Source organism: Sphingomonas sp. NCPPB 2930 (genome assembly GCF_042867205.1).
In the GTDB taxonomy this organism is placed as follows: domain Bacteria; phylum Pseudomonadota; class Alphaproteobacteria; order Sphingomonadales; family Sphingomonadaceae; genus Sphingomonas.
This window is the reverse complement of the sequence record NZ_JBHZQU010000002.1, coordinates 45,290-59,674: the sequence shown is the minus strand read 5'-3', so window position 1 is coordinate 59,674 and position 14,385 is coordinate 45,290. Positions and strand designations below refer to the sequence as shown.

The 14,385-nt window shown below is 68.9% G+C and carries 13 protein-coding genes; all 13 read right to left on the bottom strand.

The genetic code is table 11. The annotated features are described in order from the left end of the window. Positions 1 to 97: 97 nt before the first annotated feature. The 13 genes from murB to ACFX59_RS03510 are packed head-to-tail and all read right to left on the bottom strand — an operon-like array spanning position 98 to position 13,944. Positions 98 to 985 carry a UDP-N-acetylmuramate dehydrogenase gene (murB, locus tag ACFX59_RS03570; RefSeq protein WP_387429740.1) on the bottom strand — a complete coding sequence of 296 codons (888 nt, stop codon included), beginning with the start codon at positions 983 to 985 and terminating at the stop codon, positions 98 to 100. Continuing rightward, positions 982 to 2,397, bottom strand: a complete 1,416-nt coding sequence (gene murC, locus ACFX59_RS03565; protein WP_387429737.1) for a UDP-N-acetylmuramate--L-alanine ligase — start codon at positions 2,395 to 2,397, stop codon at positions 982 to 984. The genes murB and murC overlap by 4 nt, the downstream gene beginning before the upstream one ends. Next, positions 2,394 to 3,545, bottom strand: coding sequence for an undecaprenyldiphospho-muramoylpentapeptide beta-N-acetylglucosaminyltransferase (gene murG / locus ACFX59_RS03560; RefSeq protein WP_387429736.1), 1,152 nt, complete (start codon positions 3,543 to 3,545; stop codon positions 2,394 to 2,396). Before murG ends, murC begins: the two co-directional genes overlap by 4 nt. After that, a complete protein-coding gene (locus ACFX59_RS03555; protein ID WP_307104767.1) occupies positions 3,542 to 4,723 on the bottom strand; it encodes an FtsW/RodA/SpoVE family cell cycle protein in 1,182 nt (393 codons plus the stop codon). Before ACFX59_RS03555 ends, murG begins: the two co-directional genes overlap by 4 nt. A gap of 47 nt (positions 4,724 to 4,770) precedes the next feature. Beyond that, the gene (murD, locus tag ACFX59_RS03550; RefSeq protein WP_387429733.1) at positions 4,771 to 6,057 is read right to left on the bottom strand and encodes a UDP-N-acetylmuramoyl-L-alanine--D-glutamate ligase; all 1,287 of its coding nucleotides are present in this window, start codon (positions 6,055 to 6,057) and stop codon (positions 4,771 to 4,773) included. After that, the gene (gene mraY / locus ACFX59_RS03545) at positions 6,054 to 7,124 is read right to left on the bottom strand and encodes a phospho-N-acetylmuramoyl-pentapeptide-transferase (protein ID WP_307103386.1); all 1,071 of its coding nucleotides are present in this window, start codon (positions 7,122 to 7,124) and stop codon (positions 6,054 to 6,056) included. The genes murD and mraY overlap by 4 nt, the downstream gene beginning before the upstream one ends. After that, positions 7,124 to 8,503: a UDP-N-acetylmuramoyl-tripeptide--D-alanyl-D-alanine ligase gene (gene murF, locus ACFX59_RS03540; protein ID WP_387429730.1), complete on the bottom strand. Its 1,380-nt coding sequence runs from the start codon at positions 8,501 to 8,503 to the stop codon at positions 7,124 to 7,126. Before murF ends, mraY begins: the two co-directional genes overlap by 1 nt. Further along, complete coding sequence (locus tag ACFX59_RS03535; RefSeq protein ID WP_309698828.1) at positions 8,500 to 8,631, bottom strand: hypothetical protein; 132 nt, start codon at positions 8,629 to 8,631, stop codon at positions 8,500 to 8,502. Before ACFX59_RS03535 ends, murF begins: the two co-directional genes overlap by 4 nt. Beyond that, positions 8,628 to 10,058, bottom strand: coding sequence for a UDP-N-acetylmuramoyl-L-alanyl-D-glutamate--2,6-diaminopimelate ligase (locus ACFX59_RS03530; RefSeq protein ID WP_387430264.1), 1,431 nt, complete (start codon positions 10,056 to 10,058; stop codon positions 8,628 to 8,630). Before ACFX59_RS03530 ends, ACFX59_RS03535 begins: the two co-directional genes overlap by 4 nt. A gap of 10 nt (positions 10,059 to 10,068) precedes the next feature. Then, positions 10,069 to 11,787 (bottom strand): peptidoglycan D,D-transpeptidase FtsI family protein, encoded by a 1,719-nt coding sequence (locus ACFX59_RS03525; protein ID WP_387429726.1) that lies wholly within the window; start codon positions 11,785 to 11,787, stop codon positions 10,069 to 10,071. After that, positions 11,784 to 12,446 carry a hypothetical protein gene (locus ACFX59_RS03520; protein ID WP_387429723.1) on the bottom strand — a complete coding sequence of 221 codons (663 nt, stop codon included), beginning with the start codon at positions 12,444 to 12,446 and terminating at the stop codon, positions 11,784 to 11,786. Before ACFX59_RS03520 ends, ACFX59_RS03525 begins: the two co-directional genes overlap by 4 nt. Then, a complete protein-coding gene (gene rsmH / locus ACFX59_RS03515; protein ID WP_387429721.1) occupies positions 12,443 to 13,432 on the bottom strand; it encodes a 16S rRNA (cytosine(1402)-N(4))-methyltransferase RsmH in 990 nt (329 codons plus the stop codon). The genes ACFX59_RS03520 and rsmH overlap by 4 nt, the downstream gene beginning before the upstream one ends. Continuing rightward, the gene (locus tag ACFX59_RS03510) at positions 13,429 to 13,944 is read right to left on the bottom strand and encodes a division/cell wall cluster transcriptional repressor MraZ (protein WP_387430262.1); all 516 of its coding nucleotides are present in this window, start codon (positions 13,942 to 13,944) and stop codon (positions 13,429 to 13,431) included. The genes rsmH and ACFX59_RS03510 overlap by 4 nt, the downstream gene beginning before the upstream one ends. Between the last annotated feature and the right edge of the window lie 441 nt (positions 13,945 to 14,385).

Genomic DNA, 14,385 nt, shown 5'->3' with positions numbered 1-14,385 from the left:
CGCAGGCTGGTGGAGGGGCAAGCCCCTCGCCCCTCCACCACCGCTTCGCGGCGGTCCCCCTCCCCATCTACGATGGGGAGGATGGAGGTGGCGGCCTTCACTTCGGCACCCCGACGCGCTGGATTTCCCATTCGAGGCAAACCCCCGACTGGGCCTTCACCCTGGTCCGGACTTCCTCGCCCAGCGCCTCGATCTCCGCCGCCGTGGCGCCGCCGAGGTTAAGCAGGAAGTTGCAATGCTTCTCAGACACCTGCGCATCGCCCAGGGTCAGCCCGCGACAGCCCGCCGCATCGACCAGCGCCCAGGCCTTGTGCCCGTCGGGATTCTTGAAGGTCGAGCCGCCGGTCTTGGAACGCAGCGGCTGCGACGCCTCGCGCGCGGCGGCGATGCGGTCCATCTCGGCCTGGATCGCCTCCGGCTCGGCGGCATGGCCCTGGAAGACCGCCTCGACCACCACCGTCCCATCGGTCAGGTTGGAGTGGCGATAGGTATATTCGAGGTCCGCGACGCCCAGCGTCTCGACCGTGCCGTCGCGGCGGACGACCGTGGCGGAGACCAGCACGTCGGCGACCTCGCGGCCATAGGCCCCGCCGTTCATCCGCACGAAGCCGCCGACCGTGCCGGGGATCGAGCGCAGGAACTCCAGCCCGCCAATCCCCGCATCGCGCGCATTGGACGAGACGAGGATGCCCGACGTGCCCCCGCCACAGGTGACGAGGTGCCCCTCCCCTGCCCGCGCATAGCTGAACGGTTTGCCGAGCCGCACGACCACGCCCGGCACGCCGCCGTCGCGCACGATCAGGTTGGAGCCGAGGCCCAGCGCCATCACCGGCACGTCCGGCGCAAGCGCGCGCAGGAACGCCGACAGGTCATCGACGTCCCTGGGCTCGAGCAGATATTCGGCCGCTCCGCCCGCCTTGAACCACACCAGCGGCGCCAGCGGCGCTCCGGGGGTCAGTCGGCCGGCGGTATCGGGCAGGGTCATCGGCGCGCCTCGATTGCTGCCGCGAGGCCCGCCGCCCATTTGGTGATGTCGCCCGCGCCCAGGCAGACGATCATGTCGTCCGCGCGGATCGAGCCCGCCAGTTCCTCGGCGAGCGCATCGGCATCGGCGACGGTCGCGGTCGAACGATGCCCGCGCCGCTTCAGTCCCTCGACCAGCGCGGAGGCGTCGACGCCCTCGATCGGCTGTTCGCCCGCGGCGAAGACCGGCGTCACCAGCACGCGGTCGGCATCGTTGAAGGCGGTCTGGAACTCCTCCATCAGATTGCCGAGCCGGGTGAAGCGATGCGGCTGCACCACCGCGATCACGCGCCCACGCGCGCCCTCGCGGGCGGCGGCCAGCACCGCGCGGATCTCGACCGGGTGGTGGCCGTAATCGTCGATCACGGTCACCGTGCCGCCGTCCACCGCGATCTCGCCGACCTTGGTGAAGCGCCGCTTCACGCCGCCGAACTGGCCGAAGCCCTGCTGGATGGTCGCATCGTCGATACCGAGCTCCAGCGCGACGCCGATCGCGGCCAGCGCGTTCTGGACATTGTGGCGGCCGGGCATGGGCAGCTCGATCCCCTCGATCGAGCGGCTGGAGCCGTCGCGGTTGCGGATGATCGCCTCGAACCGGTTGCCGCCGGGGATCGGCGTGACATTGACGCCGCGCACGTCCGCCTGCGCCGAAAAGCCATAGGTCACGACGCGCCGGTCGCGCACGCGCGGCAGGATGTTCTGCACCTCGGGATGGTCGAGGCACAGCAGGGCCGCACCGTAAAAGGGGACGTTCTCGACAAACTCGACGAACGCGTCCTTTACCCGGTCGAACGAGCCATAATGGTCGAGATGCTCGGGATCGATATTGGTCACGACCGCGATCGTGCCGTCCAGCCGCAAGAAGCTGCCGTCGCTCTCGTCCGCCTCCACGACCATCCAGTCGCTGGCGCCCAGACGCGCATTGGAGCCATAGCTGTTGATGATGCCGCCATTGATGACGGTCGGGTCCACCCCGCCCGCATCCAGCAGCGCGGCGACCATCGAGGTGGTCGTCGTCTTGCCATGCGTGCCAGCCACCGCGACGGTGGACTTCAGCCGCATCAACTCGGCCAGCATCTCGGCGCGGCGCACCACGGGGATGCGGCGTTCCAGCGCGGCTTCGACTTCGGGGTTGGAGCGGGTGATCGCGGTCGAGGTGACCACCACCGCCGCATCGCCCAGATTGTCGGCGGCATGACCGATCGCGACCGGAATGCCCTTGGTCCGCAGGCCCTGCACCACATAGCCCTCGGCCACGTCAGAGCCCTGCACCCGGTAGCCGAGATTCTTCATCACCTCGGCAATGCCCGACATGCCGATGCCGCCGATGCCGACGAAGTGGATCGTGCCGATATCCGTGGCGACGCCCTTCATGCGCCCATCCCTGCCAAATTCCGTGTCCTTTGCGATTTGCCCACTGGCAAGACCATGCGCGGCGCGTCGAGGCTTTCGACCAGATCGGCGAGATCGCTCGCCGCCTGCGGTCGGCCACAGCCCCGCGCCCGCCCCGCCGCATTCTCCAGCGCCGCCGGGTCGAGGCCCAGCTTCTGCATCTGCTTGGCCAGTTCGACCGGCGTGAAATCCTTCTGCGCGATCGTCCGCGCGCCGCCCGCCTTCGTCATCTCGCGCGCGTTCACCGTCTGGTGATCGTCGGTCGCGGAGGGCAGCGGCACCAGGATCGCCGGGCGACCCGCGACCGTCAGCTCGGCCAGCGTCGAGGCGCCCGCCCGCGCGATCACCAGATGTGCCCAGGCGAGTTGCTCGGGCAGGTCGGGCAGATAGGTGGCGAGTTCCGCCGGAATCTCATGCTCGGCATATTTGGCGCGCACCGCGTCGATATCCTCGATCCGCGCCTGATGCGTCACCTGCAACCGCCGCCGGAAGGTGACGGGCAGCATGGCGAGGCCATCGGGCACCACCTTGGACAGGATGTTCGCCCCCTGGCTGCCCCCCGTCACGAGGACGCGGAAGATGCCGTCCTCCTCCAGCAGCGGATAGGGCCGCGAGCGAAGCGCCAGAACCTGGTCGCGCACCGGATTGCCGATCAGCCGGGTCTTGGCCGCGTGCTTGGCGCTCAGCCGCTGCGTGTCCTCATAGGACAGAGCGATCGCATCGACCTTCCCCGCGACCAGCCGGTTGACCCGGCCCAGCACGGCATTCTGCTCATGGATCGCGGTCGGGATGCCTTCCGCGAATGCTGCCAGCAAAGCGGGCATCGCCGGATAGCCGCCAAAGCCGATGACGGCGGCGGGGCGGAAGGTGCTGTACAGTTCGCGCGCCATCGCCCGGCCGCGCCACATCTCGCGCAGCGCCTTGGCCCAGCCGACCGGCCCGCCCGCAAAGCGCCCGGCGGGCAGGACGTGGGTCTGGATATCCTCGAACAGCCCCGGAAAGCGCACCCCGCGCGCGTCCGATACCAGCGCGACGCGGTGGCCGCGCCGGGTCAGTTCGGCCGCCAGCGCGGCGGCGGGGACCATATGGCCGCCGGTACCCCCGGCGGCGAGGACGAAGTGACGGCTCATTGCCCGCTCCACCTGACTACATAGGGGCTGCGTGTCAGGAACGGATTGCGCCGGGTGAAAGCCAGCAACAACCCCATCCCGATCGACAGCGCGATCATCGACGAGCCGCCATAGCTGATGAACGGCAGGGTCATCCCCTTGGACGGGGCCAGCCCCGTATTCACCGCCATCGAGATCAGCGCCTGCGCGCCGAACTGCACGGCAAGACCCGATGCGGCGTAGAGCTTGAACTCGTCCTGTTCGTCAAGCAGCTTCACGAACACCCGCACCACGATCGCCAGGAAGACCAGCGCGATGATCGAACAGGCGATCAACCCGAACTCTTCGCCGATCACCGAGAAGATATAGTCGGTATGCGCCTCCGGCAGCCCGAACTTGGCCGTGCCGCCGCCGGGGCCGGTGCCGGTCCAGCCGCCCGCAGTCAGCGTATTGTGCGCGGCATTGACCTGGAAATGGTCCGCCGCGCCCTCGCCGTCGACATCGGGGAACAGGAAGGCGTTGATGCGGTTCCGCGCCACGCTGTAGAACATATAGGCGGTGACCAGCCCGACCGGCGCCATCGCCCCGATCGCCAGCATCACCTTGAGCGGCGTGCCCGAAATCATCAGCAGCGCGACCCAGACCAGGCAGAAGACGATGGTCTGCCCGAAATCGGGTTGCAGCATCAGCAAGCCCGCGACCAGTCCCGTCATCCCCATGGTGATGAGCGTGGCGGGCAGGTCGCGCTCCTTGGCCTTCAGCGACAACAGCCAGGCGGTCGTCACGATGAACATCGGCTTCAGGAATTCGGACGGCTGGAACTGCGCGATGCCGAAGCCGATCCAGCGCCGCGCGCCGTTGATCTCCACCCCGATAAAGGGCGTCACCGCCAGGATCGCGATCAGGATCCCCGTCCCCAGCACCGCCATGCGCCGCGCGGTGACGACCGGCAGCATCGAGACGCCGAACAGCACGGGCAGCGAGACGCCGACCCACATCACCTGTCGCCAGAAATAATAGAGCGGGGCGAATTTGCGGTGCTCGCCCGAATAGCGCATCGCGGTCGCCGGGCTGGCGGCCGCGACCGCGACCAGACCGATGGCGATCAGGAACAGGGTGAGCAGCAGCAGCACCCGGTCGATATCCCAGAACCAGGTGCCCAGCGGCGAACGGTCGCCGCGCCCGCCCCGGCCCTTCATCGATCCGATCAGGCCGGGACGCGGGCCTGGCTTGGGAGCGCGGTCGGTCACGCCAGAGCCTCCACCGCCGCGCGGAAGGCGTCGCCCCGCGCTTCATAATCGCGAAACTGGTCGAAACTGGCGCAGGCGGGCGACAGCAGCACCGTGTCACCGGGCCGCGCCGCCGCCGCCGCATGGGCGACCGCCGCCTCCAGCGTGCCCGACTGCTCGACCACGGGCACCTTGTCCTTCAGCAGATCGAAGAACAGCGGCGCGGCCTCGCCGATGGTATAGGCGGCGACGACATGATCCAGATGCTGGGCGCAGGCGTCGAGATCGTCGCCCTTGCGCTTGCCGCCGACGATCCAGTGCACGCGCGGGAAAGCCCCGAGTGCGGGCGCGGTGGATTCGGGATTGGTCGCCTTGGAGTCGTTGACGAAGGCCACGCCGTTGCGAATCGCGACCTGCTGCATCCGGTGCGGCAGGCTGGCATAGCTCGCCAGCCCTGCCTCGATCGCATCCTCGGCGATACCCAGGGCGCGCGCGACCGCGATGGCGGCGAGGGCGTTCTGGGCATTGTGCGGCCCCTGCAAGGCGGGCCAGCGACTCTGGTCGATCGGGTCCGACGCGATGGTGACGAGATCGTCGGTCCGCCCGGCAAGGCCCTGCGCGATATTGGCCGACGCCTCGTCGCCCGTGCCGACCACCGCGACATGCCCCGCCGATTGCATCGCGAACAGCCGGGCCTTCGACGCGGCATAGCCCGCGAAGCCGTCATAGCGGTCGAGATGATCGGGCGTGATGTTGAGCAGCACGGCCACGTCGCAATCGAGTCCGGTCGTCAGGTCGATCTGATAGCTGGACAGCTCCAGCACATAGACCCCGCCCTCGGGCAGCGGTTCCTGCCCCAGGATCGGCAGGCCGATATTGCCGCCCATCAGGGTCGGCACGCCCGCCGTCTTCAGGATGTGATGGACGAGCGCGGTGGTGGTCGACTTGCCGTTGGTGCCGGTGATGCCGACGACCCTGTGCGACGGCAGGTCGCGGCGCGTCTGGGCGAAGAGTTCGATGTCGCCGATGATCGGCACGCCCGCTGCGCGCGCGGCGGCGGCCAGCGGATGTGTGTTGAGCGGCACCCCCGGCGATACGACCAGCGCATCGAAACCCGAAAGGTCATCAAGCGGCGCGATGCTCAACTGGTCGTCCAATGCAAAGGTCGCGCGCTTGGCCGGATCGCTGTCCCACGCCACGACCCTCGCCCCGCCCGCCAGCAGCGCCGAAACGGTCGCGGCGCCGGAGCGTGCAAGCCCCAGCACCGCGTAACGTTTTCCCGCCCAGTCCCGCGAAACGATCATCGCAGCTTCAACGTCGACAGGCCCGCCAGCGCCAGCACGAAGGCGATGATCCAGAAGCGGATCACGACCGTCGGCTCCGACCAGCCGAGCTGTTCGAAATGATGGTGGATCGGCGCCATGCGGAACACCCGCTTGCCGGTCCGCTTGTAGAAGAAGACCTGGATGATGACCGACATCGCCTCGACCACGAACAGGCCGCCGATGATGCCCAGCACGATCTCGTGATGCGCGACGACCGCGATGGTGCCCAGCGCCCCGCCCAGCGCCAAGCTGCCGGTGTCGCCCATGAACACCGCCGCCGGGGGCGCATTGAACCACAGAAAGGCCAGCCCCGCGCCGACCACCGCGCCGCAGAAGATCGCCAGCTCGCCCGCGCCTGGCACATGCGGAATGCCCAGATAGTCGGCGAACTTCGCGTTGCCCGCCAGATATACGATGACCATGAACGCGACGCTGGCGATGATGACCGGCATGGTGGCGAGGCCGTCGAGCCCGTCGGTCAGGTTCACCGCATTGCCGAACGCCACGATCGTGAAGGCGGCGAACAACGGATAGAAATAGCCGAGGTCGATATACATGCGCGAGGTGAAGGGCAGATAGAGGTGCGGCCCGTTCTGCCCCATGATGATCCACGCCGCGATGCCCGCGATCGCGAATTCCAGCAGCAGCCGGGTCCGCCCCGACACGCCCGCCGTCGAGGCCTTGCGCACCTTGTCATAGTCGTCGAGGAACCCGATCGCCCCGAAGCCCAGCGTGACGAACAGGCATGCCCAGACATAGGGGTTGAAGACGTTCATCCAGATGATGATCGCCAGCGCCATGCTGGTCAGGATCATCAGCCCGCCCATGGTCGGCGTGCCTCGCTTGGCGAGATGGGTCTGCGGCCCGTCGGCGCGGATCGGCTGTCCCTTGCCCTGGCGGACGCGCAGCCAGCCGATGAAGCGCGGGCCGATGATCAGGCCGATGAACAGCGCGGTCGCCACCGTCGCGCCGGTGCGAAAGGACTGATAGCGGATAAGGTTGAAAAGCCCCGGAAAACCCAGATGCTCCGCGATCCAGTACAACATTAACCCTGCGCCCCGCCCAGTCGAGATTCGCGTCCCAGAGCGGCGACGACCCGCGACAGCCCGACCCCGTTGGAACCCTTGATCAGCACCACGTCGTCGGGCGCGATGATCGAGGCCAGCGCGGCTTGCGCGGCCTTAGCATCGGCCACATGGACGAAATCGACCCGCCCCTCAAGCGCGGCGGCCAGCGGCGCCATCGATTCACCGACCAGCAGCGCCCGTTCGACGCGCGCGGCCAGGATCGGCTCGGCCAAGCCCGCATGATAGGCGTCCGAATCCTCGCCCAGCTCGCGCATCTCGCCCAGCACCGCGACGTGGCGTCCAGGCTCCTCGGCCAGCACCGCCAGCGTGGCGCGCATCGAGGCGGGGTTGGCGTTGTAGCTTTCGTCGATCACCAGCGCGCCGTTCGCCATGCGGAACCGCGCGCCGCGCCCGGCCAGCCCGCCCATCTCGGCCAGCGCAAGCCCCGCCAGCCCCAGATCGCCGCCCGCCGCATCGACCGCCGCCAGCACCGCCAGCGCGTTGGACACCCAATGCTGGCCCGGCTGCGACAGGGTGAAGTTCAGTTCCTTGTCGCCCAGCCGGGCGGTCACGAAGCTGCCGCCATTGGGCCCGCGCATCGCCTCGACCGCGCGGACATCGGCGGCGGGATCGAAACCGAAGGTCACGATCCGGTCGGCATGGGGCTTGGCCGCCGCAATCAGGCGGTCGCGGTGCGGGCTGTCATAGGGCACGATCGCGGTGCCGCCGGGCTGGAGCCCCTGGAAAATCTCGCCCTTGGCATCCGCGATGGCGGATTCGTCGGGGAAGAATTCGGTATGCGCGGGCGCGATGGCGGTGACGATGGCGATGTGCGGGCGGACCATCGCGGTCAGCGCGGACAATTCGCCCGCATGGTTCATCCCCATCTCGAACACGCCCGCGCGGACGCCCCGCGGCATGCGGGCCAGGCTCAGCGGAACGCCAGTATGGTTGTTGTAGCTCTTGACCGAACGGTGCACCGCCCCGCGCCAGCCCCGGTCCAGCGCGGCATAGAGCGCCTCCTTGGCGCTGGTCTTGCCGACGGATCCGGTGACGCCGATGATCGTCGCCTGGGTCCGGGCCCGGCTGGCGCGTGCGAGGTCCTCCAGCGCGTGGAAGCTGTCGGCGACGTGGACATGCGGATGATCGGTCGGCTGGCTGACCAGCGCGCCCGCCGCGCCCTGCGCAAAGGCCTGGTCCAGGAAGCGATGGCCATCGGTTGCCTCGCCCGCCATCGCGACGAACAGGTCGCCCGGCCCGACCTCGCGACTGTCGAAGGCGACGCCCGACACGGCGAAATCGCCCGATGCCTGCCCGCCGGTCGCCGCCGCGATCTCCTGCGCGGTCCACAGGGTCATTTGCGCTCCTCGGGCGTCTTGGCACCATAATGCAGCGACAGCTTGGGGCGCACGCGTGCGGGCGCGTCCGGCTGCGCGGAATCGGCCTTGTCGACCGGCGGCGTCTTGGTGGGGGCCTGGGACGTCATGCCGCGCACTCCCGCGCCACCGACACATCGTCGAAGGGCAGGACGAGGTCGCCAACGATCTGGCCCTGTTCATGCCCCTTGCCGGCGATCAGCACGATGTCCTGCTCGCCTGCCTCCGCGATGGCGGCGGCGATGGCCTCGCGCCGGTCGCCGATCTCGATCGCGCCGGTCGCACCGCGCATCACCTGCGCGCGGATCGCGGCGGGGTCCTCGGTCCGGGGATTGTCGTCGGTCACGATCACCCGGTCGGCATGCAGCGAGGCGACCTGTCCCATCACCTCGCGCTTGCCCGGATCGCGGTCGCCGCCTGCGCCGAACACCACGATCAGGCGCCCGCCCGCATGCGGCTTGAGCGCGGCGATCGCCGCCTCCAGCGCATCGGGGGTATGGGCATAGTCGACATAGACCGGCGCGCCGCTGCGCGCGATGGCGGCGCGTTCCAGCCGCCCGCGCACCGGCTGCAACCGGGCCAGATCGGCGACCGTCCGCGCGACGTCGCCGCCAGTCGCGATGACGAGGCCAGCCGAAACCAGCGCATTGGCCGCCTGATAGGCCCCGATCAGCGGCAACTGCACCTTGTGCACCGCGCCCTGTTCGTCCTCGATCACCAGCCCCTGGCCCAGCAGGGTCGGATGCCGCTCGACCAGCTTCAGCGTCGATCCGCGCGTGCCGACCGTCACCAGCCTGTTGCCGCGTGCACGCGCCAGGTCGATCACCCGGCCGCTTTCCACGTCGTCGGCCCACACGACCGCCGTGCCCTCGGGCGACAGCACCTCGGAGAACAGCCGCATCTTGGCCGCCAGATAGGCCCCCATGTCGCCATGATAGTCGAGATGGTCGCGCGACAAATTGGTGAAGGCCGCCGCCGACACCTCCAGCCCCTCGGTCCGATACTGGGTCAGGCCATGGCTCGACGCCTCGAACGCCAGATGGGTTACGCCCTCGCGCGCCAGCCCCGCGACATTGGACAGGAAGGTCACGACGTCAGGCGTGGTGAGGCCGGTATAGGTCCGCTCGTCGGCGGTGGTCACGCCCAGCGTGCCGATCGAGGCGGCATGATGCCCCGCCATCCGCCAGAGCTGGCGCGTCATCTCGACGGTCGAGGTCTTGCCGTTGGTGCCGGTCACCGCCACCGCGGTCGCCGGGAAGGGTGCGAAGAACGCCGCCGCCAGCCGGGCAAAGGCCGCGCGCGGTTCGTCGGAGGCGATGTGCACCGCCCCCTCCACCCGCACGCCCGGCCGGGCGACGACCGCCACCGCGCCGCTGCGCACCGCATCGGCGATGAAATCCTCGCCATTCACCCGCGCTCCCTGGAACGCGCCGAAGATCGTGCCCGGCGCGACCTTGCGATGGTCGATCGCGAAACCGGAGACGAGGGCGTCGCCGCCCTCGCCCGTGATGTCATGGTCCAGTTGGTTCAGCTTCATGCCGCGCGCCTCATCGTCCATCCACGGGCGGCGCCTTGGGGTCCTGCCACAGGGTCGGCAGAATGTCCGACACGTCCACATCCTTGTTGGCGTCCGGCACGACGCCCAGCATCGCACCGACCCGCGTGATCGTCCGCCCGACCACCGGCGCGGCGTTCCAGGCTGCGGTCTTCCACCCGAACGTCTCCTTCGTCCCCTTTGGCGAGTCGAGCATCGCCAGCACGACATAGCGCGGCGCATCCATCGGAAAGGCCGCCGCAAACGTCGCCACGTTGCGCGATCGGTCATAGCCGCCCGCCACCGCCGCCTCGGCCGTACCAGTCTTGCCCCCGACGCGATAGCCCGGCGCATCGCCCTTGCGCCCCGTGCCGCGCATCACGACCAGCCGCAGCATCTGGCGCATCCGCGCGCTCGTCGCCTCGCTCAGCACGCGGCGTCCCTCGGGCGCATGGCCGGGCGCCACCTTCAACAGCGTCGCGGGCCGCCAGATGCCGCCATTGACCAGCGCGGCATAGGCCGAGGCGAGGTGCAGCGGCGTCACCGCGATGCCATGGCCATAGGCGGTCGTCATCGTCGTCGTGCGCGCCCAATAGGTGGGCAGCAGCGGACGGCCCTTTTCGCGCAGTTCGATATCGGGCTTGGTATCGAAGCCCAGCTTCTTGAACATCGCCTGCATCCGCTGCGGCCCGATCTCGTCGGCGACGCGCGCGGTGGCGATGTTGGACGAATAGATCAGCGTCTCGGCCATGTTCAGCCAGCGCTTCGGATCGCCCGCCTCGTCATGGATGGTATAGCCGCCGACCTTGAGCGGATGGGTCGCGTCGAAGCGCCGCGCCATTGAGGTGACGACGCCATTCTCCATCGCGGTCGCCATGGTGATCGGCTTGAAGGTCGAACCCAGCTCGAACACGCTCTGCGTCGTGATGTTGCGCAGCTGTTCGGCCCCCGCCATGCCGACCCGATTGGGGTTGAAGGTAGGCAGCGAGACCATCGCGATCACCTCGCCGGTCGCCACGTCGAGCACGATGCCGCCGCCGCCGCGCGCCGAGAAGGTCGTCATGGCGCGGCCGAGTTCACTCTCCATCGCCGCCTGGACGCGCGTGTCGATCGACAGCGCGACCGGCTTGCCCGCCTGGGCCGGGTCGAGCAGCCGCTGGTCGAGGACGCGTTCCATGCCGCTCATGCCGTGCCCGTCGGTCGACAGGAAGCCCAGCGCGTGCGCCGCCAGGTTGGATTGCGGATAGAGGCGCTGCGTCTCGCGGTCGAAGACCAGCCCCGGCTCGCCGATCGCGTTCACCTGCTCGACCAGCGCGGGGCTGGCGCGGCGTTGCAGATAGACGAAATTGGCCTTGCGGGTCAGCTGGTTGTAGAACCAGGCCTGATCGCCGCGATCGGGCATCAGCGCGGCGAGGCGCGCGGCGATCTCCATCGGGTCGCCAATCAGCTTCTTGGGATGGACCGCGATCGTCCAGCTGTCGATCGTGCGCGCGAGCGGCGCGCCGTTGCGGTCGACGATGTCACCGCGCCCGGCCAGCGTCGCGGTGCGCGCCGCCGCGTCGGCCGGACCGGCGAAGATCGCCAGCATCATCAGCCGCCCGATCACGACGAGCACCGCCGCGCCGAACAGCATCATCAGCATCATCAGCCGCATATGCGTCGTCGCGACCAGCGCATGGCGCTGGCCGGCGGTACGCTGCGTGCCGGTGGGACGTGCGACGAGTACGCTCAACGCGGCCGCCGCGATTCGGACTTGGCCCCCTTCAGAATGTCGCCCAGCGTCGTGTCGGACAGCAGCTGGCGGTCGAGCATCGCCACCGCCTGCGGCCGGACCTTGGCGACGGCGGCGGCGGTGCGCACGGTCGCAATCGGCGCGGGCTTGGCACCCTTGGTCGCGACGACACGCTCGGACACGGCCTTGACGATCTGGGCCTTGGGCAGCTCGACCTTGGCGAGCCGGACGACGGGAGCGGGCGCGATGGGCTTGGCGGCGGCGGGGACGGCGACCGGCGCGTCCGGCTGGGCGACCGGGGCGGGCTGGGGCTGTGAGGGGACGAGGAGCGCGGCGGTCTGGATCGCACCGGCGGCGGGCCCCTGCGTCACGTCGAGCGAGGCGAGCTGCGACTCGTCACCCACGAACTGCCCGGCGACCGGCGCGGTCAGCGCCAGCGTGTCACCATTCCACTTTTCCAGCTGGACCAGGTTGGCACGGGTGTCGAACTCGGTCTCCAGCGCGCGGATGTCGCGCTGCGCGGCGGCGATGCGGGCGTTGACGTCGTCCAGCTTCTTGCGCTCCGACGCGACCTGGAGCGAGACCAGGTAGAAGCCCAGGACCACCGCGACGCAGCTCCCGAACCACCCGATCCCCTTCAACCGATACGCCGCCGTCATACGCCCAACTCCTGACTCAACTCGCCCCCCGGCAATCCATTCGATCCCGCCGACCAGGCGGGGGACTCGGTCCGCGTCGCAAAGCGCAGCGTCGCCGAACGCGCGCGCGGATTGCGGGCCAGCTCCGCCTCGCCCGCGCGCACCGCCTTGCCGACCTGGGCAAAGCTGGGCGCGGCGGCGGCGGCCTGTTGCGGCAGGTGACGCGACCCGCCCGGCATCTGCCCGGCGCGCTCGCGGAAGAAGCGCTTGACCATGCGGTCTTCCAGGCTGTGGAAGGTGACGACCACCAGCCGCCCGCCCGGCTTCAGCGCGCGCTCCGCCGCCGCCAGCCCCTCGGCCAGTTCGTCCAGTTCGCGGTTCACATGGATGCGGATCGCCTGGAAGGTCCGGGTCGCCGGGTCCTTCTTGTCATGCGGGCGATGGCCGAGCGCGCGGCGAACCACGGCGGCCAGTTCGCCGGTGCGGGTCAGCGGGCGGGCGGCGACGATCGCCTGCGCGACGCGGCGCGAACGCGGTTCCTCGCCATAATGATAGAGGACGTCGGCGATCGCGGCCTCGTCGGCGGTGTTGAGGAAATCGCCAGCCGACTCCCCCTCCTGCGCCATCCGCATGTCGAGCGGCCCGTCCCCCTGGAACGAAAAGCCGCGGTCCGCCTGGTCGAGTTGCATCGAGGACACCCCGATATCGAGCACCACGCCATCAACGCGGGTATCGAGTTCCTGATCCAGGCTAGAAAATTCCCGGTGGATCAGGGTCAGCCCCGGCGCGGCCGCGACCAGCGCCTGGCCATTGGCGATCGCGTCGGGATCGCGGTCGAAGGCGACGACCTTCGCCCCCCGGCCCAGCATCGCACGCGTATAGCCGCCCGCGCCGAACGTGCCGTCGACATGCGTCTCGCCCGGCTGGATGGCGAGCGCGTCCAGCACCTCGTCGAGCAGGACGGGGATGTGCGGGGCGTCGGCGGGTAGGGTCACGGGATCGCTCACAGCGCGATCCCCTTTTCCTGACAGTGATAGCGCGCGGCCGAGATCATCTTGGACGGCAGGCCCGGCGTCTCGACCAGCGTCCTGGGGTCCCAGATTTCGATATAGTCGAACGTGCCCCAGAAAAAGGCATGGCCGGTGATCCCGGCATGGAAACGGGGAAAGCCCGGCATGATAAAACGGCCCGACCCGTCAAAGGGCACGGCCTCGCCATTCGCCAGATCGCGCTTGATGTTATAGTCGATGCGGCCGTCGGGCCCGCGCGACATCTCGGTGCGCGCGTCCAGTTCCTTCTTCAGCACCGCGACATAACCCGGGTCATAGGCGATCAGACAACGTTCGGTTTCGTGTACGGCGATGATGATGGTCCCGCCGTCCTTTCCATCGGGGCGCGGCGCGTTCTGAGCCAGGGTGGAACGAAGGGCGTTGGGGATGGCCACGCGGCCCTTGTCGTCGACAAGGCCAATGCCACTTCCCTGATACAAACCCCTTTCGGACACGCCAACCTCGCACATGGCGCGCACGGCCTCACATCTTCGAAACCCGGCCGATGCCGCGCTCCGACCCATTGCTGGACAATGATGAGCCTGCCCCTCTGTTGGGAATGGGTTTACCTATAGCGTCAACGGGTGGCAACGGGATTTTTGGGGATGATCGGGGAAACCGCTCCTAAATCGCTGTATATGCGACGAACGGCTGGGCGCGGCGCGGGAGGGAGCGCATCGGCGAACTGGCGGAAAAGTGCCGAAAAACGGGTGCGCGAAGCACCGATCCCCGGATTTCCCCGAGGGATTCCCATCATCGCCGGACGGCGTCGGGATGTGGCAAGAAAGGCGGCGGAGCGCGGCGGCCGAGCCGGGTTACCGGCCGAAGCACGCCCGAATCGGTCTTGATTCGAATCAATCGACGCGATCAGGCGTCGGACCGCACCGCCCCGCTATGACGGGACCGGATTC

What these genes read in the sequence shown, in the direction of transcription:
- murB (WP_387429740.1), bottom strand. Translation starts at nt 985, where the DNA reads ATGACCCTGCCCGATACCGCCGGCCGACTGACCCCCGGAGCGCCGCTG.
- murC (WP_387429737.1), bottom strand. Translation starts at nt 2,397, where the DNA reads ATGAAGGGCGTCGCCACGGATATCGGCACGATCCACTTCGTCGGCATC.
- murG (WP_387429736.1), bottom strand. Translation starts at nt 3,545, where the DNA reads ATGAGCCGTCACTTCGTCCTCGCCGCCGGGGGTACCGGCGGCCATATG.
- ACFX59_RS03555 (WP_307104767.1), bottom strand. Translation starts at nt 4,723, where the DNA reads ATGAAGGGCCGGGGCGGGCGCGGCGACCGTTCGCCGCTGGGCACCTGG.
- murD (WP_387429733.1), bottom strand. Translation starts at nt 6,057, where the DNA reads ATGATCGTTTCGCGGGACTGGGCGGGAAAACGTTACGCGGTGCTGGGG.
- mraY (WP_307103386.1), bottom strand. Translation starts at nt 7,124, where the DNA reads ATGTTGTACTGGATCGCGGAGCATCTGGGTTTTCCGGGGCTTTTCAAC.
- murF (WP_387429730.1), bottom strand. Translation starts at nt 8,503, where the DNA reads ATGACCCTGTGGACCGCGCAGGAGATCGCGGCGGCGACCGGCGGGCAG.
- ACFX59_RS03535 (WP_309698828.1), bottom strand. Translation starts at nt 8,631, where the DNA reads ATGACGTCCCAGGCCCCCACCAAGACGCCGCCGGTCGACAAGGCCGAT.
- ACFX59_RS03530 (WP_387430264.1), bottom strand. Translation starts at nt 10,058, where the DNA reads ATGAAGCTGAACCAACTGGACCATGACATCACGGGCGAGGGCGGCGAC.
- ACFX59_RS03520 (WP_387429723.1), bottom strand. Translation starts at nt 12,446, where the DNA reads ATGACGGCGGCGTATCGGTTGAAGGGGATCGGGTGGTTCGGGAGCTGC.
- ACFX59_RS03510 (WP_387430262.1), bottom strand. Translation starts at nt 13,944, where the DNA reads ATGTGCGAGGTTGGCGTGTCCGAAAGGGGTTTGTATCAGGGAAGTGGC.